Source organism: Rhodanobacter ginsengiterrae, from assembly GCF_050026815.1.
GTDB lineage: Bacteria > Pseudomonadota > Gammaproteobacteria > Xanthomonadales > Rhodanobacteraceae > Rhodanobacter > Rhodanobacter ginsengiterrae.
On the sequence record NZ_JALBWO010000057.1, the window covers coordinates 92,887 to 114,974 of the forward strand.

General features: G+C 67.7%; 16 protein-coding genes, 1 tRNA gene and 1 riboswitch. Of the genes, 7 read left to right on the forward strand and 10 right to left on the reverse strand.

The features are described from left to right. Positions 1-23: 23 nt before the first annotated feature. The 4 genes from ACQGNJ_RS15425 to ppc all read right to left on the reverse strand — a co-directional run bounded on the left by ACQGNJ_RS15425 (position 24) and on the right by ppc (position 7,456). Positions 24-2,480 (reverse strand): ABC transporter permease, encoded by a 2,457-nt coding sequence (locus tag ACQGNJ_RS15425; protein ID WP_426690136.1) that lies wholly within the window; start codon positions 2,478-2,480, stop codon positions 24-26. Next, positions 2,477-3,241, reverse strand: a complete 765-nt coding sequence (locus tag ACQGNJ_RS15430) for an ABC transporter ATP-binding protein (protein WP_426690137.1) — start codon at positions 3,239-3,241, stop codon at positions 2,477-2,479. Before ACQGNJ_RS15430 ends, ACQGNJ_RS15425 begins: the two co-directional genes overlap by 4 nt. Positions 3,242-3,314: 73 nt before the next feature. Further along, entirely contained in the window at positions 3,315-4,568 is a 1,254-nt protein-coding gene (locus tag ACQGNJ_RS15435) for an efflux RND transporter periplasmic adaptor subunit (protein WP_426690138.1), read from the reverse strand. A 182-nt stretch (positions 4,569-4,750) separates the two neighbouring features. Beyond that, a complete protein-coding gene (ppc, locus tag ACQGNJ_RS15440; protein WP_426690139.1) occupies positions 4,751-7,456 on the reverse strand; it encodes a phosphoenolpyruvate carboxylase in 2,706 nt (901 codons plus the stop codon). Between the two features lie 111 nt (positions 7,457-7,567). Next, positions 7,568-7,699: riboswitch (S-adenosyl-L-homocysteine riboswitch) on the forward strand. A gap of 81 nt (positions 7,700-7,780) precedes the next feature. Between ppc and ahcY the strand changes: the two genes are divergently transcribed. The 4 genes from ahcY (at position 7,781) to ACQGNJ_RS15460 (ending at position 11,972) form a co-directional block, all read left to right on the forward strand. Next, positions 7,781-9,220 (forward strand): adenosylhomocysteinase, encoded by a 1,440-nt coding sequence (ahcY, locus tag ACQGNJ_RS15445; RefSeq protein ID WP_426690140.1) that lies wholly within the window; start codon positions 7,781-7,783, stop codon positions 9,218-9,220. 324 nt (positions 9,221-9,544) lie between these two features. After that, entirely contained in the window at positions 9,545-10,369 is an 825-nt protein-coding gene (metF, locus tag ACQGNJ_RS15450; RefSeq protein ID WP_426690141.1) for a methylenetetrahydrofolate reductase [NAD(P)H], read from the forward strand. A gap of 25 nt (positions 10,370-10,394) precedes the next feature. Then, positions 10,395-10,976, forward strand: a complete 582-nt coding sequence (locus tag ACQGNJ_RS15455; RefSeq protein WP_426690142.1) for a DUF4124 domain-containing protein — start codon at positions 10,395-10,397, stop codon at positions 10,974-10,976. Positions 10,977-11,054: 78 nt separating this feature from the next. Continuing rightward, on the forward strand, positions 11,055-11,972 hold the full coding sequence (locus ACQGNJ_RS15460; protein WP_426690143.1) for a branched-chain amino acid transaminase: 918 nt from the start codon (positions 11,055-11,057) through the stop codon (positions 11,970-11,972). 319 nt (positions 11,973-12,291) lie between these two features. Here ACQGNJ_RS15460 and ACQGNJ_RS15465 read toward each other — a convergent pair whose 3' ends face one another. From ACQGNJ_RS15465 to ACQGNJ_RS15485, 5 genes are all read right to left on the reverse strand, one after another. Then, entirely contained in the window at positions 12,292-13,575 is a 1,284-nt protein-coding gene (locus tag ACQGNJ_RS15465) for a sensor histidine kinase (RefSeq protein ID WP_426690144.1), read from the reverse strand. Next, positions 13,559-14,245, reverse strand: a complete 687-nt coding sequence (locus ACQGNJ_RS15470; RefSeq protein ID WP_007809337.1) for a response regulator transcription factor — start codon at positions 14,243-14,245, stop codon at positions 13,559-13,561. Before ACQGNJ_RS15470 ends, ACQGNJ_RS15465 begins: the two co-directional genes overlap by 17 nt. A 311-nt stretch (positions 14,246-14,556) precedes the next feature. After that, positions 14,557-15,477, reverse strand: a complete 921-nt coding sequence (gene rimK, locus ACQGNJ_RS15475; RefSeq protein ID WP_426690145.1) for a 30S ribosomal protein S6--L-glutamate ligase — start codon at positions 15,475-15,477, stop codon at positions 14,557-14,559. Positions 15,478-15,487: 10 nt separating this feature from the next. Beyond that, positions 15,488-15,940, reverse strand: a complete 453-nt coding sequence (locus ACQGNJ_RS15480; RefSeq protein ID WP_426690146.1) for an ATP-dependent zinc protease family protein — start codon at positions 15,938-15,940, stop codon at positions 15,488-15,490. 39 nt (positions 15,941-15,979) lie between these two features. Next, positions 15,980-16,053: transfer RNA gene (locus ACQGNJ_RS15485), tRNA-Gly, on the reverse strand. Positions 16,054-16,458: 405 nt separating this feature from the next. Here ACQGNJ_RS15485 and ACQGNJ_RS15490 point away from each other — a divergent pair. Beyond that, entirely contained in the window at positions 16,459-18,639 is a 2,181-nt protein-coding gene (locus ACQGNJ_RS15490; RefSeq protein WP_426690147.1) for a DUF6600 domain-containing protein, read from the forward strand. A gap of 96 nt (positions 18,640-18,735) precedes the next feature. Beyond that, positions 18,736-19,440, forward strand: coding sequence for a tRNA (guanosine(46)-N7)-methyltransferase TrmB (trmB, locus tag ACQGNJ_RS15495; protein WP_426690148.1), 705 nt, complete (start codon positions 18,736-18,738; stop codon positions 19,438-19,440). Between the two features lie 82 nt (positions 19,441-19,522). Here trmB and ACQGNJ_RS15500 read toward each other — a convergent pair whose 3' ends face one another. Continuing rightward, positions 19,523-19,897, reverse strand: coding sequence for an endonuclease domain-containing protein (locus ACQGNJ_RS15500; RefSeq protein ID WP_426690149.1), 375 nt, complete (start codon positions 19,895-19,897; stop codon positions 19,523-19,525). A 311-nt stretch (positions 19,898-20,208) separates the two neighbouring features. Between ACQGNJ_RS15500 and ACQGNJ_RS15505 the strand changes: the two genes are divergently transcribed. Then, positions 20,209-22,050, forward strand: a complete 1,842-nt coding sequence (locus ACQGNJ_RS15505; RefSeq protein ID WP_426690150.1) for an SLC13 family permease — start codon at positions 20,209-20,211, stop codon at positions 22,048-22,050. The last annotated feature ends 38 nt before the right edge of the window (positions 22,051-22,088 follow it).

A 22,088-nucleotide genomic window follows, 5' to 3' on the forward strand; every position in this document is an offset into this window, starting at 1 on the left:
CGCAGGATGTCTGTTCCATCGACTTATTCCCCTTGCAAGGCGCGCATCGGCGCGGTGCGTCCGGCGCGAACAGCGGGCACCGCGCAGGCGAGCAGACCGGCACAAGCCAACACCGCGCACGCGACGATGATGGACCAGGGGTCGAACACGCTGCGTCCCAGTTGCACCACCACGGCACGCAGCACACCTGATCCAGTCGCACCCAGCATCACGCCGGCCAGCAGGCCCAACCCGATCTGCAGCAGGCCACCGCGCAACACCAGCAGCAACAGCCGACGCGGCGCCGCACCGAGTGCGGCGCGCACGCCGAATTCGCGTTCCCGCGCGGCGACGGCCACGGCCATCACCGCATACATGCCCACGCCGGCAAGCAGCAGGGCCAGGCCGCCGAACAGGCCGACCAGCATGAGGTTGAATTCCGTATCGGTGGTGGTGTCGTGCACGATCCACGCCATGCTGAGCACATGATTGACCGGCTGATCCGGCGCCACCTCGGCCACGGCCTGCTTGACCGCAGCACGGTAGCTTTCGGGGTTGCCCCGTACCTTGATGGCGAATCGCAACGGCTCGTACATGCGAAACACGCGCAGTTCGTCGTCCGGCATCTGCGCCAGCGGCAGGTAGAGAATGGGCGTCACCGAATCCGGATCTTCCGGTCCGAACTGGTAAGTGTCGGCCACCACGCCGACGATGCGCGCGGAGAGCATGCCCGCGCCCGATCCCCGCTGGATGGTCTGGCCCAGCGCGTGGCCGTTGTAGTACTTGTCGGCGAATTTCCGGTTGACGATGGCCACCGCCTCGCCGCCGCGCACATCGGCATGGGCAAACAGGCGCCCCTGCCTCAGATTTATGCCGAACACCTTGAAGAAGTCCGGATCGGCGGCATGGAACTGTTCGTTGAAATCCTCACCACCCGGCACATGCAGGCCGCCCATGTTCCACTGACCGCTGAAATCGCCGGCAGGCAGGTTGGTGCCGGCCGCGGCTTCGCGTACGCCGGGGATTTGACGCAGGCGATCGGTCAGCCGCTGCGACAAGCCCTGCACCGAAGCAGCATCCGGATACGTTGCCTTGAGCGGCGCCAGTTCGAACGTAAGCACGTTGCGCGCATCGAAGCCCAGATCGACCCGCGCGTTGTCGAGCAAGGTGTGCAGGAACACGCCAGCCGCGCTCAACAGCAGCGAGGCCAGCGCCACTTGCGCGATCACCAGCAGCCCGCCCAGCCGGCTGCTGCGGCGATTCGGCCCGCTGCGGCCGCCTTCGCGCAGGCTGTCCATCGACAAGGCCGCACGGCCGCGCCACACACCCAGCACGGTGGCAACCAAGGCGCCGAACAAGCCGACGGCGATGGCCAGGCCCCATGCGAGCCAACCCAGACTGAGGCCACCGGGACGCGTCCATTCCACGGCCATCCAGTCGGCCGGCATCCACGTGCGCAAGGCCCACAAGCCCAGCGCGGCCAAGACCTGTCCGAACAGCACGCCAGCCACGCCGATCAGCATGCCCTCCGCCATGGAAGGCAGTGCCACTCGCCAGGTCGGCGCGCCGAGTGCACCACGCACCGAGGCCTCATGGCTGCGCCCCATCGCACGCAGCATCATCAGGTTGGTGAGGTTGACCAGCACGATCAACAACAGCAGCGACGCGCAGGCCAGCCACATCAGCGACGTCGCGCGCTGATCGGAATGTTGATTCGCACCGAAGTCCTGCGCGCCGAAATGCGCGCGATGCCAGAAGTCGCCGCCGTACGCGTGGCTGCCCTGCGCGGTATAGAAGGCATGCAGCCGCGTCTGCACCTGCGCGGCCAGCGCGGCGCGCGTGACGCCCGGCGCCAGCCGCGCCACCGCGGTGTAATTGGTGCCATCGTCGCCCGTGTGCACCGGGAAAGCGGTGGGCAGCGCAATCGAGGCCTGCCCGAGATCGAAGCCCGCCGGCAGCACGCCGACGATGGTGTGCGCCACGCCTTCCACCTGCAGGGTCTGCCCGATCACCGTGCGGCTGCCCGCGAAACGACGCAGCCAGAAGCCGTGGTACAGGATGACCACGGGCGAACCGTGGGGCTGGTCCTCCTCGGTGGTGAAGTTGCGCCCCAGCGCAGGTTGCACACGCAATGTGGGCAGCAGGCCATGGTCGATTTCCAGTGCGGGCACCTGTATCGGCTCGCCATGACCAGCGACATTCGCGGCGGTCAAACCATCCTTGAAGATGCCCAGCGAACCCACGCCCGGCAAATCGGCAAGCTGCCGATATTGCTGCGGCGACACGGCCTGTACGGTGCCTTGTTGCAACGGACCGAGCGCTACCAGCCGCTGTGGCGCCGAATAGGGCAAGGGCCGCAGCAGTACGCCGTCGATCATGGTGAAGACGGCACTGGCCGACCCCACACCCAGCGCCAATACGCCAGCCGCCAGCAGGAGGAAACCGGGTCGGCGCAGGCTGGCGCGCCAGGTTCGCCAGATTTCGCCGAGCCACACTTTCACGCGCCGACTTCCACGCGCTGGCCGATCAACGCATCGATGCGCTGCTCGTCCTCGCGACGCAGGCGATCGTAGGTTTCCTCGTCGACCACGCGACCGTCGAACAGGCGGATCTTGCGCTGGGCCAGTTCGGCGTAGCGGGTGTCATGGGTGACCATGCAGATGGTGGCGCCGCCCTTGTGCAGTTCGTCGAGCAGGGCCATCACCGCCTCGCCATTGCGCGAGTCGAGGTTGCCGGTCGGCTCGTCGGCGAGCAGGATCGCCGGCTTGCCGACCAGTGCACGGGCTACCGCCACGCGCTGCTGCTGGCCGCCGGACAGCTGCGCCGGGTAATGGCGCATGCGGTGCGCCATGCCGACGCGTTCCAGTGCTTCCTGCACCCGCTCGCGCCGCTCGCCGGCGCCGATGCCGCTGCGGTAGGTCAGCGGCAGTTCGACGTTCTCCTGCACGCTCAGGTCGCCGATCAGGTTGAACGCCTGGAAGATGAAGCCGATCTCCGCATTGCGGATGCGCGCGCGCTCGGCCGCGTTGAGCGCGGCCACGTCATGCCCGTTGAGCACGTAGCTGCCCGCGCTGGCGGTGTCGAGCAGGCCGAGGATGGAAAGCAGCGTGGTCTTGCCGCAGCCGGACGGGCCGGAGATCGACACGTATTCGCCGCGACGGATGTCCAGATGCACGTCGCTCAACGCATGGGTTTCCACTTCGTCGGCCTGGAATACCTTGCGGATGCCGCCGAGGGTGATGACGTTGCTGGTGTCGTTCATGATGACTCCGCCGATTTCAGAAAATTGTTCACGGTGATGCTCGGGATTCTCGTAGGAGCCCGTGTGGAGATCATCATTGGATCCTGATGCGCTCATATTTGTCCCACTGGCTGGTGTCGGAAAGGATGACGCGATCGCCGGGCGCAAGTCCCTGCAGCAGTTGCACGCGATCGACCGAGGTGGCGCCCACGCGTATCTTCACGCGACTGGCGGTGTTGCCCGCCGGGTCCAGCCGGAACAGGCTCACCTCGCTGTTCGCCTCGACCTGGGCCGGACGCCCTACCGACAGCACCTGCTTGAGTTCGGCGATGCGGATGCGGCCATCGACCGAAAGATCCGGGCGCGCGCCGGCTGGCAGCGCACCGGTCGGCGTCACGTCCACCTGCACGCTGCCGTCCACCACCGCCGGATCGATGCGGGTGACGCGGCCGTCGATCATGCCGTTATAGGTGTTCACTTGAACCGGCATGCCCAGCGCCACGTCCTTGGCCTGCACCTCGGGTACGCGCAACCGCGCGATCAGCACGTCGCCACGTGCCACCCGCGCCAGGTCGGCGCCGACGGCGACCTGCTGGCCTTCCTGCACCGCCATCTGCTGCAAGGTGCCGGCGATGCCCGCACGCACGTCGAGCGCGTCGGACTGGCGCTGGCGCAGCAACAGATTGCTTTGCTGCAGTTGCAGCTCGGCGCGCACCGCGGCCATCTGCGCCGCGATGCCGGCGCCGAAGGCCTGCACGCGCTGCTGCTCCACCTCGGCACGATGCTCCAGCTGCTTCACGGCGATCAGTTCCTGTTCGTACTGCACGCGCGGGATCAGATTCTGTGCCATCGCCTTCGCATCGGCATCGCTCTTCACCTTCGCCGACGCATGGTCGGCCTGCGCCTGCGCCAGCGACGAGCGCTCGTCCAGCAACTGCGACTGCAAGGTGGCCTGCTTCGCGGCGACCTGCGCCTCGGCGGCGGCGACCTGCGCCTGCGCGGTGCGCAGATCGCTGTCGACCTGCGGACTGCTCAGCCGCAGCAGCACCGTGTCTGGCTCGACATGGGTGCCCGGCCACACTTCAATGCGGGCCACCTGCGCGCCGGTCTGCGCGGCCAGCCAGTGGATGTCGCGCGGCACCAGGGTGCCGGGCGCGCGCACTTCGCGCAGCATGTCGCCGCGTTGCACGGTATCGATCCAGGCGGCGGAACGTTCGACCGTGGGCAGGGCCGGGCCGAGGTTGACGGCACCGATGACGAGACCGGCAAGCAGCAGCACACCGGCACCGATGGCGAGTTGCTTGCGGCGGCGTCTGCGCCGGGCGGCGAGGGGGTTGGCGATGTCCATGAGCCTGTCGGAGCAAGGCCCGTGCCATGCAGACAAATCGTTGCTCTGCAACGAATCAGGCCCGTCCATGGATCGATGCCGGCGTTCGCAAACGGACAGTCGCGTCCGGACTCGTACAGCGCCATCCATGGAACCGCAGGAGCCCGCCAGCGGGCTCCTGCGGCAAGGGCGTTGCCGCCGCCTCAGCCGGTGTTCTGCAGGCCCTGCGAGACGCCGTTGACGCAGGCAACCAGCGCCTGCAGCAGCGCATCGTCGTTGCCGTCGCCGGCGCGCCAGCGCTGCAGCAGATCCACCTGCAGCAGGCTCATCGGATCGACGTAGGGATTGCGCAGGCGGATCGAGGCGGCCAGGCGCGGATCGCCCTGCAGCAGCGCAGCGCTGCCTTTCAGGCGCAGCAGCCAGTGACGGGTGCTGGCGAACTCGTCGCGGATCAGGCCGAAGAACTCGTCATGCAACGGACCGGACAGTTTCGAGAATGCCTCGGCGATATCCAGGTCGCACTTGGCCAGCACCATTTCCACGTCGTCGAGCAGGTTGGCGAAGAACGGCCAGTCGCGCGCCATCTCGACCAGGGCGTGTTCGCCAAACTGCGCGGCGCCCTGCTCCAGCGCGCTGCCCAGGCCGTACCAGCCGGGCAGGATCGAGCGGCACTGGGTCCAGGCGAACACCCACGGAATCGCGCGCAGGTCCTGCACGCCACGCATGCTGCGGCGGCTGGCCGGGCGCGAGCCCAGGGTCATCCGCTCGATCACGTCGACCGGGGTGGCGCTGCGAAAATAGTCGACGAAGCCGTCGCGTTCGACGAACGCGCGGTAAGTCTTGCGGCTGGCCGCCGACAGGGCATTCATCTGCTCGCGCCAGCGCTCCTCGCGCGGCTCGGTGTCGCGTGGACGCAGCGACGCGCGCAATACCGCGCCCACGGTCTGCTCCAGGTTGCGCAGGGCCAGCGCGCGGATGCCGTACTTGCGATGGATCACCTCGCCCTGCTCGGTCACCCGCAGCACGCCGGCCACCGCACCGCGCGGCGAGGACATCAGCGCCGGCGTGATGCGTGCACCGCCGCGACTGGCGGAGCCACCGCGACCATGGAAGAAGGCCAGGTGAATGCCGGCTTCGTGCGCCACGTCCAGCAGCTCCACCTGGGCGCGCTGCAGGCCCCAGCGCGACGCCAGCGTGCCGCCGTCCTTGCCGCTGTCCGAATAGCCCAGCATCACCCACTGCTGGTCGCCGCGCGCGGCGAGGTGGCGGCGGTAGACCGGATCGTCGAGCAGCGCGCGCAAGGTGGCGGGCGCGTTCGTCAGGTCGTCGACGGTCTCGAACAGCGGGGCGATATTGAGCGGCACATTGCCTGATGGATCGACCAGCCCGCCGCGCCGCGCCAGCGCCAGCACGGCCAGCACGTCGGCGGCGGTGCGCGCCATGCTGATGATGTACAGGCCGGTGGCATCGACGCCGTGGCTCTGGCGGCTGTCGCGCAAGGTGGTGAACACCGCCTGCAGCGAGCGGGCGCTGGCGTCATCGCTAGCGGGAAACCCGGCTTCGCCGCTGGCATGCGGACGCAGGCGGTCGGCGCGCTCGGCCGCGCTGCGCCCGGCCCACCCGGCATCACCGAGCAAGGCGGCCAGTGCGTCGTCGTGCACGCGCGAATCCTGGCGCACGTCGAGTCGCGCCAGATGGAAACCGAAGCTGCGCACGCGGCACAGCAGTCGCTCGACCGAATACGCGCCGGCATGCACGCCGCGATGCTGGAACAGGCTGTCGGCAATCAGCTGCAGGTCATCCAGCAACTCCGCACTGGACGCATAGCCGGCGGGATCGTTCTGCAGGGTCAGTTCCAGCCGTGCGCCGATCAGCTGCAGCAGACAGCGGTACGGCATGTCGGCGTGTCGCGGACGGATCTGCGCTGCGGCCGCGGGAAAGCGTGTGCGATAGTCCGCCAGCCGCGCGTGCAGCGCATCGCTGACCCCGCTGCGGCCCTCGGTCTGGCTGAGCTGGCGCGCCAGCGCGGCGACTTCGGCGCGATAGCGCTCCAGCACCATCGCACGCTGCGAATCCAGACAGTCGGCGATGGTGTCGGCGCCCACGTTGGGGTTGCCGTCCATGTCGCCGCCGACCCAGGTGGCGAAGCGCAGCAGCGGCGGCAGCTTGATCGCCAGCCCCCAGGTTTCCTGCAGCGCCTGCGCCAGCGACTCGTACAGCGCCGGCACGATCCGGTACAGCGGGTTGGTCAGGTAGAAGTCCACGTGCTCGCGCTCGTCCTGCACGCTGGGCCGCACCGGCGAGGCCTCGGCGGTCTGCCAGCCGGCCGACAGCGCCATGTAGATGCGCGCATCGTCTTCGCGACGCTCCTGCGGTGTGCGCTGGGGATCGAAGCCGTCGATCAGCGAGGCCACGATCGCCTGCTCCTTTTCCAGCAGCGAGCGGCGCACCGCCTCGGTGGGATGGGCGGTGAACACCGGCTCGATCCACAGCCGGTCCAGCCAGCCGACCAGTTCGTCGACACCCACGCCCTCGGCCTTGAGCCGGCCCAGCACGGCCAGCAGCGACTCCGGCTGCGGCGCACTGCCTTCGCGCTGGTAGTCGCGGCGACGGCGGATCCGATGCACCCGCTCGGCGGTGTTCACCGCCTGGAAGTAGGTGGCGAAGGCGCGCGCCAGCGCCTCGGCATGGGCGGCATCCAGGCCGGCCAGCGAGTCGGCCAGTTCATCCACCGAAGCGCCTTCGCGGCGCCGGTGGATGGCCGCGGTGCGCACCTGCTCGACCCGCTCGAAGAACGCCTCGCCGCCCTGCTCGGCCAGCATCCTGCCGACCATCGCGCCGAGTCGGCTGACGTCCTCGCGCAACGCGCCGTCCGGCGGCAGGAACTCGGGTTCGCGACTTTCTTCCACGCTACTGCTCCTTGGCCGATCAAGCTTCCAGCGTAACCAATCCTGACGCCCGCAACACCCGCTGATGCGGCATAAGCTCATGCCAGCGGCTACAATGTCTGCTTTGCACTGCCCGCCGAGGGGCGCTGCGACCGTTGACCGTGACGGCGAATCCATTCGCCGCGCCCGCACGTAGACCGGCGGACTGTTCACGCAAGACGGCCAGGCTCGGCGCGGCACGTTCCACAACGGCGCCCGGTTGTTTTACGCGAATCCCTTGGCGAAAAACCGGCCATCCATGGCCGGGCTTTCCGGAGGAAGCTCGCACCAAACCGGAGATACCTGATGAACGCCGTACTGAAAGAAACCAGCCACGACTACAAGATCCGCGACATCTCGCTCGCCGAGTTCGGCCGCAAGGAACTGGACATCGCCGAGCACGAAATGCCCGGCCTGATGTCGATCCGCAAGAAGCACGCCGCCACGTTGCCGCTGAAGGGCGTGCGCGTGACCGGCTCGCTGCACATGACGATCCAGACCGCGGTGCTGATCGAGACGCTGAAGGACATCGGCGCCGACGTGCGCTGGGCCTCGTGCAACATCTTCAGCACCCAGGACCACGCCGCCGCGGCCATCGCCGCGACCGGCACGCCGGTGTTCGCCTGGAAGGGCGAGACGCTGGAAGAGTATTGGGACTGCACGCTGGACGCGCTGTCGTTCCCCGACGGCAAGGGCGGTTTCCTCGGGCCCCAGCTGGTGGTCGACGATGGCGGCGACGTGACCCTGCTGATCCACAAGGGCTACGAGCTGGAGAACGGCTCGACGTGGGTGGACGAGAAGGCCTCCTCGCACGAGGAGAAGGTGATCAAGAACCTGTTGAAGCGCGTGCACGCCGAGCGCCCGGGTTACTGGCACACCGTGGTGAAGGACTGGAAGGGCGTCTCCGAGGAGACCACCACCGGCGTGCATCGCCTGTACCAGCTGGCCGAGGCCAAGTCGCTGCTGATCCCCGCGATCAACGTCAACGACTCGGTCACCAAGAGCAAGTTCGACAACCTGTACGGCTGCCGCGAGTCGCTGGCCGATGGCCTCAAGCGCGCGATGGACGTGATGCTGGCCGGCAAGGTGGCCGTGGTCTGCGGCTACGGCGACGTCGGCAAGGGTTGCGCCGCCTCGCTGCGTGCCTACGGTTCGCGCGTGGTGGTGACCGAGATCGATCCGATCAACGCGCTGCAGGCGGCGATGGAAGGCTTCGAGGTCAACACGGTCGAAAGCACGCTGGGCCGCGGCGACATCTACGTCACCACCACCGGCAACAAGGACGTGCTGACGCTTGAGCACCTGAAGTCGATGAAGGACCAGGCCATCGTCTGCAACATCGGCCACTTCGACAACGAGATCCAGGTCGATGCGCTGAACACGATGGCCGGCGTGGAGAAGATCAACATCAAGCCGCAGGTCGACAAGTACGTGTTCGCCGACGGCCGCGCGATCTTCCTGCTGGCCGAAGGCCGGCTGGTGAACCTGGGCTGCGCCACCGGCCATCCGAGCTTCGTGATGTCCAACTCGTTCGCCAACCAGACGCTGGCCCAGATCGACTTGTGGGCAAACAGGGACACCTACGAGAACAAGGTCTACATCCTGCCGAAGAAGCTCGACGAGGAGGTGGCGCGCCTGCATCTGGAGAAGATCGGCGTGAAGCTGACCACGCTGAGCGATGCGCAAGCTGCCTATCTCGGCGTGCCGAAGGAAGGCCCGTACAAGCCGGAGCATTACCGCTACTGATGGGCAGGCCGCGGGGATCGGCTTCCCCGGACTGAATCGAAACGGGGCGCAGCGATGCGCCCCGCTTTTTTTGTGGGCAAGATCAAGAGCACCCCCTCCTGCCCTCGCCCTGCTGCGCAGGGGAGGAATCCACCCTGAGACCGCGCGCTTAGGGGCAAGCAGGGGGAGGAATCTACCCGGCGGCTCTGCTCCCTACCCTGCTCGCCCCTCAAGGGACTTCCTTCGGTCGCAGGGGAGGGCCGGGGTGGGGCTGCTCTTGATCTATCGCTCCATCGCGACACAAAGATATATACTCGCCGGCACCGCCTACCGGATGCCCCTGCGATGCCTTCGATCAGCTTCGAGTTCTTCCCCCCCAAGACCGACGAACAGCGCGCGCAGCTGGACCGCGCCGCGCAGGTGCTGAAGGCGCACCAGCCGGAATATGCCTCGGTCACCTTCGGTGCCGGCGGCTCCACGCTCAGCTATACCGGCGACACGGTGGCGCGGCTGCACGCGCGCCACGGCTTGCCGGTGGCGCCGCACCTGTCGTGCATGGGCGGCACCCGGGCGGAGATCAGTGAGCTGCTGGATGGTTATCGCGCGGCGGGCTACCGGCGCATCGTGGCGCTGCGTGGCGACATGCCTTCGGGCATGGCCACCGCGGGCGACTTCCGCTATGCCGCCGAGCTGGTGGCTTTCATCCGCCAGCATTGCGGCGACCACTTCCACATCGAGGTGGCGGCGTATCCGGAAACCCATCCGCAGGCCGACGATGCGCTGCGCGACCTGCAGCATTTCAAGGCGAAGATCGACGCCGGCGCGAACGGCGCGATCACCCAGTACTTCTTCAATCCCGATGCGTATTTCCGCTTCGTCGACGACGTGCGCAAGCTGGGCGTGGAGGTGCCGATCGTGCCGGGCATCATGCCGATCACCAACTTCAGCCAGCTGCGGCGTTTTTCCGACATGTGCGGCGCGGAGATCCCGCGCTGGATCGCCAAGCGCATGCAGGCGCACGGCGACGACGCCGACGCAATCCGCGCACTCGGCGCCGAAGTGGTGGCGCAACTGTGCCGGCGCCTGCTCGATGGCGGCGCGCCCGGCCTGCACTTCTATACGTTGAACCGCGCTCGCGCGACGCAGGCGGTGCTGCAGCAACTTTCCTGAGGCACGGGCCGGGTATGCTGGGAGAATGCATCACCTGGCCGCCCTGCTGTGTCTGATTGCGCTCGCCTGCGCCGCGCCCGCCGCGGCGCAGACGCCGATTCATCGCTGCATCGGCGCCAACGGCAATGCAGTCTTCACCGACCAGCCGTGCGCCGCCCTGCAGGCCACGCCGGTGACCGCCAGCGCGGCGACCGCGCCGGCCGTCACCTCCACCGCGCCACCAACCCTGTGTGCAGCCAACCTGGGCGACCTGCGGCAGAGTGTGATCAACGCTTTCGCCAGTCGCGACGCGAACCGGCTGGCGGGCATCATGCTGTGGGACGGCTATGGCCGCGGCGCAGCCATCGCCGATATCCGCTCGCTGACCCGGCTGATGAAGCAGCCGCTGCTGGATGTGAGCGTGCCGCAAGACCGGCCAGCGGACCCCGCACCCGCCGCCAGCCTCGACGATCCGTTCGCGATGGAGGTCGCACCGGCGGCACCGCCACCGGCAGGCAACCAGCTGGTGCTGCATACCGCCGACAACGACGGCAGCGGCGGTCCGCGCGAGCTGCGCTTCAACATCGTGCGCCAGGCCGGCTGCCTGTGGCTGCGCAACGCTGACTGAGGTTGCCGACCGGGCCGGGCATTGACGCCGGCCGCGCCGGCAGCAGTTATCATGAGCGGTCCCCATTGGAGAATCGACATGGCCCAGCAGTACCCCGAGTGGATCTGGCAGAACGGCGACATCAAGCCGTGGGCCGAGGCGACCACCCACGTGATGTCCCACGCCCTGCATTACGGCTCCTCGGTGTTCGAGGGCATCCGCAGCTACGCCACGCCCGACGGCGCGGCGATCTTTCGTCTCACCGACCACCTGAACCGGCTGTACCAGTCCGCGCGCATCTACGACATGGTGCTGCCGTATTCCGTCGACGATCTGGCCGCGGCCTGCCGCGCGGTGATCAAGAAGAACGGGCTGGGTGCGGCCTATCTGCGTCCGGTCGCCTATCGCGGCCTGGGTGGTTTCGGGCTGTCCGCGGAAACCCCGATCGACGTCGCCGTGGCGGCCTGGCCGATGGGCCCCTACCTCGGGCCGGAGGCGCTGGAGAACGGCATCACCGCCTGCGTGTCGAGCTGGCAGCGCTTCGCGCCGAATACCATTCCGGCCGGCGCCAAGGCTGGCGGCAATTATCTTTCCGGTCAGCTGATCGCGCGTGAAGCCCGCCGCCTCGGCTTCGGCGAAGGCATCGCGCTGGCTTCCAACGGCCTGCTCAGCGAAGGCGCCGGCGAGAACCTGTTCCTGGTGTTCGACGGCGTGCTGCACACCACGCCGGCCAGCGCCTCGATCCTCACCGGCATCACCCGCGACACGCTGAAAACGCTGGCCCGCGAAGACGGCATCGAGGTGGTCGAACGCGACCTGCCGCGCGAATACCTCTACCTCGCCGACGAGATCCTGATGTGCGGCACCGCCGCCGAAGTCACCCCGATCCGCTCGGTCGACGGCAAGCAGATCGGCAACGGCACCGCCGGCCGCGTCACCCGCCGCCTGCAGGAACTGTTCTTCGGCCTGTTCGACGGCCGCACCCACGACAAGTGGGGCTGGCTGGAACAGGTCTGAAGCCGCACTTTCGCGCTCTGCTCCTTCCCTTACTTGCAGGGGAGGACTGGGGTGGGGGTCGCTCTTCGCCGCGGTGCCAAAGTCAAAAGCGCACCCCCTCCTGCCCTCCCCCTGCGACCGAAGGAAGTCCCTTGAGGGACTGCGCAGGGGGAGGAATCGTGCGTGTGGCTGCGCGCTCTGCTCCCTCCCCTGCTTGCCCCTCAAGGGACTGCGCAGGGGGAGGAATCATTCGTGTGGCTGCGCGCTCTGCTCCCTCCCCTGCTTGCAGGGGAGGGCTGGGGTGGGGTCGCTCTTCGCCGCAAGGTGAGCGCGGCAAGAATCAGCTGAACCGTATGCTGGCGATCGCGCCGTTGGTGTCGCTGCGCGGGCGCATCGACACATCCCAGGCATAGAGTTCGCACAGTCGTCGCACGATCGCCAGGCCGAGGCCGGCACCGCTGCCGCCGGCGCCTTCGCCGCGCACGCCGCGCTGGAACAGGCGTTCGGCATCTTCGGGCTTGATGCCCGGGCCGGTGTCGATGACTTCGATGGCACCGTTGGCCACCACCACCTGCACGCTGCCTTCCAGGGTGTACTTGATCGCGTTGCCGATCAGATTGGTCAGCGCCACCGACAACACCGAGGCCGGTGCATTCACGTTGACCAGCTCGTCGGCCTGCAGCTCGATGGTCAGCGGCTTGCCGCGCACCTGCGGACGCTGGCTTTCGATCACATCGGCAGCCACCTTGCCGACCTCGGTGGTTTCGCCGCGGGTCGGGCCGCGACGCTCGGCACGCGACAGCAGCAGCAGCGCCTCGATCAGTTCGGTGGCCTGGCGCGAGGCGCGTTCGATCCGCTTCAGCCGTTCGCTGAGCTTTTCGGTGAGGTCGGGCGAGCCCTGCAGCAGTTCGGTGGTGCTGGCGATCACCGCCAGCGGCGTGCGCAGTTCATGGCTGACGTCGGAATTGAACTCGCGGTCGCGCTCGACCATCGCGGTAAGCCGCGCCGAATACTCGTCCAGCGCATGCGCCAGCTCGCCCACCTCGTCGTCGGCAAAGTGCGGCGCCAGTGGCTCGGCCTTGCCGGCCTTGCGGAAATCGCGCAGGCGCGCGGCCAGCTCACTGACCGGTTTCAGCACTTTGCGCGACAGCCACAGGCCGATCGCCAGCGACAGCAGGCTGAACAACAGCACCGCGCCGACCAGCGACAGGATCAGCTGCTGCTTGCCCAGGTCCTCGCGACTGATGTCATAGATGACGAAGGCGATCAAGCCGTACTTGCGGCTCACTGCCAGCTTGTAATGGCGAGGCCGGCCCGACTCGTCCAGGTCCTTCATGTCGTAGACGCCGGTCCCCAGATTCTGCCAGGCCAGCGGTGCCTTGTAGATCGTGCGCTCGCTCCACAGCCAGGCATCGATGAGATCGGACTTCAGTGGCAGGTCGGGGTGCAGGTGCTTGTTCTCCACCGCCTGGTCGACGTCATGCTGAAGCGCCGACACCACCAGTTGGTCTTCCACCTTGGCCCGCACGTAAAGCGCGGCCACGGCAAACAACGCGCTGAGGCCGAAGCCGAACAGCGCGAAGGAGACGATCAATCGAAAGCGAAGCTTACGCCTGGACTGCATCCGGCTCGACCATCCGATAGCCAATGCCGTGCCGCGTGTGGATCAGCGGCTTCTCGAATGGTTTGTCGATGGCCGCGCGCAGGCCGTGGATATGCACGCGCAGCGAATCGCTGTCGGGCAATTCCTCGCCCCACACTTTCTGTTCCAGATCCTGCCGGGTGACTACCGACGGACTGGCTTCCATCAGTGCCTGCAGCAACTTCAGGCCGATCGGGTTCAACTGGATCGACTTGCCTTCGCGGTTCACGGTGAGCGTGTCGAGGTTGAAGGTGAGGTCGGCCACTTTCAGCACGCGGCTCTGCGGACCCTTGCCGCGGCGCGCCAGCACCTCCAGCCGTGCGGCCAGTTCCTGCAGCGCGAACGGCTTGGTCATGTAGTCGTCGGCGCCGGACTCGAAGCCGGTCAGCTTCTGCTCCAGCGCGTCGCGCGCGGTCAGCATCAGGATCGGCGTCTGCTTGTGCGCCTCGTGGCGCAGCTTGCGCGCCACTTCCAGGCCGTCCATGCCGGGCAGCGTGAGATCCAGCACGATCACGTCGAAATCGTGCACCACCGCCAGGTGCAGGCCGGTCACGCCGTCGCCCGCGAAATCGACCACGTTGCCCCGGTCTTCCAGATAATCGCCGATGTTGGTCGCGATATCGCTGTTGTCTTCGATCACCAGTACGCGCATGTGTCACTCCTGCACAGCCGGCGCACGGGCCGGCTGGAGCTTCCAGCTTAACAATCTTGTGTGAACGCGGCGCGGCGGCAGCGAAAGAAATCTGAACGCGCCTCCGTCCGGGCAAGAAAAAGCCCAGATGCACGACTCGCCGTCGCCCACCTGGGCCCAAGTTACTGCCCCGATACCATCGTCTGCCGTCCCCGCGCCTTGCCGGCCGCGACGTCGCAAAAAACAGTGGGAGCTTTATAGAGCTTGCCTGGTTACGGGTGAGTTAACCCGGCGTCAATTCAGGCCCCGCGGCCGGCCGGCCGCGCTGACCGTCAGACCTTTGCCGGCCGACGGCGGCTGCGTGGCTCGGTTCGCCCGCCACAATCCTGCGCTTCGAGCAACGCCATGATTGCCGCCGCCACGTCCACGCCGGTGGCCGCCTCGATGCCTTCCAGGCCGGGCGATGCATTCACCTCCAGCAGCAACGGTCCGCGGTTGGAGCGCAGCAGGTCGACGCCGGCAATGCCCAGCCCCAGTGCACCGGCCGCCGCCACCGCGATCCGTTCCTCGTCGGCGCTGAGCGTGGCCGCCTTCGCGCTGCCGCCGCGGTGCAGGTTGGCGCGGAAATCGCCCGGCGAAGCATCGCGCTGCATCGCCGCCACCACCTGGTTGCCGACCACGAAACAGCGCAGGTCGCTGCCCTTCGCCTCGGCCACGAATTCCTGCACCAGAAAATTCGCGTACAGGCCGCGGAACGCCTCGATCACGCTTTGTGAGGCGGCGCGCTTCTCGGCCAGCACCACGCCGGTGCCCTGGCTGCCCTCGTTCAACTTGATCACATGCGGCGGATCGCCGAGCAGGGCCAGCACGTCGTCGGTGTCATCCGGGTTGTCGCCGAACACGGTCACCGGCATGTCGATGCCCTGGGCGGCCAGGATCTGCAGGCAACGCAGCTTGTCCCGCGCGCGCAGCACGGCGTCGGACGGGTTCGGCGTGTACACGCCCATCATCTCCAGCTGGCGCAGCACCGCCGTGCCGTAGAACGTGCTGCTGGTGCCGATGCGTGGAATCACCGCGTCGATGTCGCGCACTTCCTTGCCCTTGAAGCGGATCGACGACGCACCCGGCGCGATCCGCACGTAGCAGCGCAGCGGATCGAATACGCGCACCACGTGGCCGCGCACGCGGGCGGCCTCGACCAGGCGCTTGGTCGAATACAGTCGGGTATTGCGCGACAGGATCGCAATTTTCATGGGCAGGCCGTCATGGCAATGCCGCGGCTGTCGTCGATGGCCGCGGCTGGGTATAGGAACGCGCCGGGTCCACCGCAAAGCGCTCGAACAGCGCGCTGCGACCCAGCAACATCGGAAACAGCATATGCCGACGATCGGTAAGGTTGATATCGATGTCGAATCGTTGCCCGGCCAGTTCTACCTCACTGCGGATGAACCAGCGCTCAGTGCGCCGCCCGCCGGTGTCGGTCACCGTGCGCCGATCCAGCGCGGGCGCCTCGCAGCAGATCGCCATCGGCTGCCGCCGACCGACATGCAGGGTGAAACGCAGCCAGGTGCCGCCGTCGCGCTGGAACGTGTCCAGCGTATCCACATGCAGTGAACTGCTGCGCGCGCCGGTGTCGAGCTTCGCCTTGAGCATGTCGATGCCCAGCTGCGGCAACGCCAGCCGCTCCCGCCAACCCAAGGTAATCAGATCCGCCATGTGGTTCGTGGAAAACTCGGGGATCGATGGCGCGGCGAGTGGAGCGGGTGAAGGGAATCGAACCCTCGTCAGTAGCTTGGGAAGCTACAGCTCTACCATTGAGCTACACCCGCATTTGGCCCGCGGATGGTAACTCGGGATTCGCGTGATTGGGAAGTTGCTGCGAGTGAACAGCGCCCCCCGGCTAAAGCACTCCCTTCGGTCGCCCAACCCTCCCCTGCGACCGAAGGAAGTCCCCTTGCGGGACGAGCAGGGGAGGGAGCAAGGGCGCGCAACCTCACGACCGGTCCCTCCCCCTGCTCGCAGGGGGAGGTCAGGAGGGGGTGCGCTTTTGACTTGGGCGAGCAGGGGACGGAGCAAAGCGGGGCGAAGCCGGAGCCAGCGGCCCAACGCGTGCTGAACGATCACCTGCGCATACTCGGCGCGGGGTCATCGTTTGCCTGACACTGCACGTTCACAGCAACATGACGCCCCCCTGCCCCGCACTCGCCTCATCCGCACTCGCCAAGGAGAGCCGCATGTCCAGGTTTGCCGAGTCTTCCGTTTCGTGGCGCCGTGGCTGGCGTGTGCCGGTCTTGCTGTTGTTGTGCCTGGTCGCCGGACTGGCACAGGCGCAAGCGGATACCGACGACAGCGCCGATCCGCCGACCCGGGTGGCGCGTCTGTCCTATGTCGGCGGCGACCTGGGCTTCCTGCCTTCCGGCGCGAAGGACTGGAGCGATGCGAACGTCAACCGCCCGCTGACCAGCGGCGACAAGCTCTCCAGTGCCGACGGCGCGCGCGCCGAGCTGGAATTCGATGGCGGCACGCTGCGCATCGATGGGCGGACCGATCTGGGTCTGCTCGACCTCAACGACCAACTGGCCCAGATTGAACTGACCCAGGGCAGCCTCAGCCTCACCGTGCGCCACCTCGACGACGGCGAGAGCTACGAAATCGACACGCCGGCGGTGGCGCTGGTGGTGGATCAGCCCGGCACGTTCCGCGTCGATGTCGACCCGCGCGACGGCAGCACGCGCGTGGCTGCGCTCGACGGCGCCGCCACCGTGTTCGGCGAAAACAATGCGCAGCGCTCGATCAATCCCGGTCGCAGCTATCGCTTTGGCGACGCCAGCCTGAGCATGGTGACGATCAACGACCTTGGCGGCGGCGACGCCTTCGACCGCTGGGCCAGCGAGCGCGATGACCGCTACGCGCAGTCGACCAGCCGCCAGTATGTCTCCGAGGATGTGGTCGGCTACCAGGACCTGGACCAGTACGGCGGCTGGCAGGACAGCAGCGAATATGGCGCGGTGTGGTATCCGCGCGGTGTCGATGCCGGCTGGGCGCCGTACCGCAACGGTCACTGGGCGTATATCGCGCCGTGGGGCTGGAGCTGGATCGACGACGCGCCGTGGGGCTACGCGCCTTATCACTACGGCCGCTGGGCCTACACGCCGCGCGGCTGGGGCTGGATTCCGGGCCCGCGTGGCGCGCGCGCGATCTACGCGCCGGCGCTGGTTGCCTTCGTCGGCGGCGGGGGCTGGTCGGTCGGCATTGGCGGCGCGCCGGTGGGCTGGTTCCCGCTGGGGCCGGGAGAAATCTACAACCCGTGGTACCGCTGCGGCCGCCGCTACTACACCAACGTCAATGTCTACAACATCCGCGTGCACGGCGGGCATGATCCGCGGCGCGACATCGACGAGCACTACAACCGCTATCGTCGCGGCGACTTCGATCGTGGCGACAACCACGCCGATCACCATGCGTCGCGCGGCTTCACTGCGGTATCCGGCGCGAGCTTCGCCGCGGGCGGCCGCGTGCAGCGCGACCGGTTGCATGTCGATCCGCGCAAACTCGGCGACGCGCCGATGCGTCCGCGCGACATCGCCAGCGTGCGCCCCATCGGCCAGGGCGAGCGCACCGCGCGTACCAGTCACGTGCGCAACCTGCCCGCCGGCGGTTTTGACCGCGCGGTGGTGGCGCGCCGCGCGCCGCCGGGCATCCGCGACGCGGTCTCCGGTCGTGGCAACGCGGCGGGCGACAACGCACCCGAACGCGTCCGCGTGCTTGGCCGCGACGACACCCCGCGGCATCCGCCGATGGACGGCCGCGACCTCGGCGGTGTTCGCCGACCGGTCACGACGAACGAACAGCTGCCGGTCGTTCCCCGCATCACGCCGGTCGGTCGGGATCGTCGCGCCGACTTCGCCGGTGACAACGGTGAGGTGCGTTCGGCCCGCTTCGCCCATCCACGCGGCAGCAACGACAGCGACCGTCGCGGCAACATGCCGAGGCCGGGGGTGAGCTATATCGCCCCAAGCCAGCCCACCCCGTCGGCGAACCCGAGCTACGCGCGCCCGCTGCCGCAGAACCGCGACGACAACCCGCGCCCGGCGCCGTATGACCGCGCCCGTTTCCAGCGCGAGGATCAGCCGGCGGCCGCGCGGCCGCCGACGCGCAACGTCGCCGAACCACGCTTCGAACGTCCGCAGCCGCAGCCGCGCTTCCAGCGAGCCGAGCCCAGCCCGCGCCAATACATGCAGGAAACCCCGCGCCCGATGCCCACCCGCAACGAGCCGGCGCCGCCGCGCTACCAGCCACCGCCGCGACCGGCGCCACCGCCGCGCATGGAAGCACCCCGACAGCAGCAGAGCGCCCCGCGGCCCTCGCCCGGAAAAGCGGCGGAGCGTCGGGATCGGGAAGACCGGCAGCACTGAGTCAAGAGCGACCCCACCCCAACCCTCCCCTGCAAGCAGGGGAGGGAGCAAGAGCGTGCAGCCGGCCAAACCAGGCCAAGGCCCTACAATACGCAGATGCCCGACCACATCGACTCCCCCACTCCCGACTACATGCGCCGCATCCGCAGCTTCGTGCTGCGCGAAGGGCGCATGACCCCGGCGCAGCAACGCGCTTTCGACACCTTGTGGTCGCGCTTCGGCCTCGACTACCGGGGCGCACCGCGCGACTTCGCCGCGGACTTCGGCCGCAGCGCGCCGCTGGTGCTGGAAATCGGCTTCGGCAACGGCGAGGCGCTGGCCTGGGCCAGCGAGCATGACCAGGCGCGCGATTTCCTCGGCGTCGAAGTGCACGGCCCCGGCGTGGGCCGGCTGATGAACGCGCTGGCCGCACGCGATGCCGGCAATGTGCGCCTGTACAAGCACGATGCCGTCGAAGTGCTGGAGCACGAGATCGCCCCCGGCACGCTGGCCGAGGCGCGCATCTGGTTTCCCGATCCATGGCACAAGAAGCGGCACAACAAGCGCCGCCTGATCCAGCCCGAGTTCGTCGCCCTGCTCGCTTCGCGGATGGCTGCGAATGGACTGTTGCACCTGGCCACCGACTGGCAACCCTACGCCGAACACATGCTGGAAGTGATGGAGGCCGCCCCCGACTGGCGCAACCAGCTCGGCCCCGGCCAGTACGCCGAGAAGCCCGCGTGGCGCATCGAGACCCACTTCGAGCGGCGCGGCCTGAAGCTGGGGCATGGGGTGTGGGACCTGCTTTACCGCAAGAGCTGAGGCAAGAGCGACCCCACCCCGACCCTCCCCTGTTTCACAGGGGAGGGAGCAGATCGGACGCGTGACCGCCTTGCTCCCTCCCCTACAACGTAGGGGAGGGCTGGGGTGGGGTCGCTTTTGACCTTTCCTCCAGCGCCCGAAAAATCTCCCCGAGCACATCCGCCGTGCGCAGCAGCACATCGTCATTCCAGAAGCGCAGCACGCGGTAGCCTTCACGCGCAAGAATCCCGCTGCGCCGCCGGTCGTAGTCGAGCGCATCCAGATGCTGCCCACCATCCAGCTCGATCACCAGCCGCGCCGGCACGCAGACGAAGTCCACGATGTAGCCGGCCAGTGGATATTGGCGACGGAACTTGTGGCCGGCCAGTTGGCGCTGGCGCAGGTGGTGCCAGAGCCGGCGTTCGGCGTCGGTGCCTTCATTGCGCAAGCGGCGGGCGCGGATCCATTTGATGTGCACGGCGAGTCCTTTCGCTTGGGTCTGAAAGAAGAGCTTTACCCCCTCCCAACCTCCCCCTGCCAGCAGGGGGAGGAGCAAAAGCGCGTGCTCCGTCGCCCTACATCTGCCTCCCTCATGGCCACACTTCTCCCTCCCCTATGCAATAGGGGAGGGCCGGGGTGGGGTTCGCTCTTGGCCTTGGGTTCACCAGCAACCGCACTACCCCGCTTATACTCACGAACATCCACCCAGGGACGAATCGACCGCAGCGTGAAGCTTCCACTGCCCCGCCGTATCCACTGCAAGCCGCTGCGCCGCCGGGACGTCAGCTGATGGCGCTCTCGCTCACCCCGGAAATGATTCTGGTGCTGGGGCTGGTGGGCTTCACCATGCTGATGCTGGTGCTGGAGTGGATCCGCGCCGACATGGTGGCGCTGCTGGTGGTGGTGGTGATCGGCCTGACCGGGCTGATTCCGTCCGAGCGTGTGTTCAATGGTTTCGCCGGCAACGCGGTGATCGCGATCATCGCGATCATGATCATGGGCGAGGGGCTGGACCGCGCCGGCGTGCTCAACCTCACCGCCAACTTCGTGATGCGCATGGCGCGCGGTGCGGAGTCGCGCCTGGGCATGGTGATCAACATGGTCGCCAGCCTGTTCAGCGCGGTGATTCCCAGCCAGGCGCTGGCGGCGCTGATGATCCCGGTCAGCAGCCGCCTGTCCGCGCGCACCGGCGTGCCGATTTCGCGGCTGCTGCTGCCGATGGCGTTCTGCATCCTCACCGCCACCAACACCACGCTGATCGCGAACTCGCCGCTGATCGTGCTGAACGACCTGATCGCCAGCGCCAACGTCAACCTGCCGCCCGGCGCGCACACGATCCCGAAGTTCGGCCTGTTCAGCGTCACCCCGGTGGGGCTGGCGCTGGCCGTGGTGGGCGTGGCGTATTTCTATTTCTTCGGACGCAAGCTGCTGCCCGGACATGAGGACGAGCGACTGAAGGTGACGCCCGGGCGCACCGAAAGCTACTTCGCCGAAACCTACGGCATCGTCGGCGAGACCGCCGAGCTCACCGTCACCGCCGAAAGCCCGCTGGTCGGCATGAGCATCGGCGAGGCCGAGCAGTTGCATCAGGCGCCGCTGATCCTGGCGATCAAGAGCGGCAACGACGCGCGCATGGCGCCGCCGGCCGACCACGTGATCTGGGTCGGCTCGGTGCTCGGCGTGCTCGGTCCGCGCGAACAGCTCAACCAGTTCGCCAACAACCAGCTGTGCCGCCTGTCCACCCGCATGCGCCAGCTCGGCGAGCTGTTCAACCCGACCCGCGCGGGCATTTCCGAAGTGGTGATTCCACCGGTGTCGCGCTTCATCAAGCACACCGTGGGCGAACTGCGCCTGCGCAAGCGCTTCGGCATTTCGGTACTGGCGGTGACCCGCGGCGACAAGGTGCTGCGCGAAGACGTGCGCGGCGTCACCCTGCGCGCCGGCGACACCGTGGTGCTGCACAGCAACTGGCGTGACCTGGCGCTGGCCGCGGAAGACAAGGATCTGGTGGTAGTCACCGACATCCCGAAGGAACAGCAGCGCCCCGGCAAGATCTGGCAGGCGGTGGGCTTCTTCGTGCTGGCCAAGTGCCTGGCGCTGTTCACCAACCTCGACCTGTCGGTGGCGATGATGACCGGCGCGATCGGCATGCTGCTCACCGGCGTGCTGAACATGGACGAGGGCTACAAGGCGATCAACTGGAAGACCATCTTCGTCACCGCCTGCCTGATCCCGCTGGGCTGGTCGATGGACGCCACCGGCACCGCGGCATGGATCGCGCAGGTGGTGCTGGAACATCTGGGCGGCGCCGCCCCCTGGGTGCTGCAACTGTGCCTGGCGGTGCTCACCCTGCTGTTCTCGCAGGTGATGTCCAACGTCGGCGCCACCGTGATGATGGTGCCCATCGCCATCAGCGTCGCCGTCGCCACCGGCGGCAATCCGTCCGCCTACGCGCTGATCGTCGCGGTGTCGTCGTCCAACACCTTCCTGCTCAGCTCCGGCCACCCCGCGCTGATGATGGTGTCCGGCCCCGGTGGCTACAAAGGCAAGGATTTCCTCCGAGTCGGCCTGCCGCTGACCTTGCTGGTACTCGTCGTCACCCTGGTCGCGATCAACCTGCTGTTCCGCTGAAGCGAAGAGCAACCCCACCCAAGCCCTCCCCTACTTCG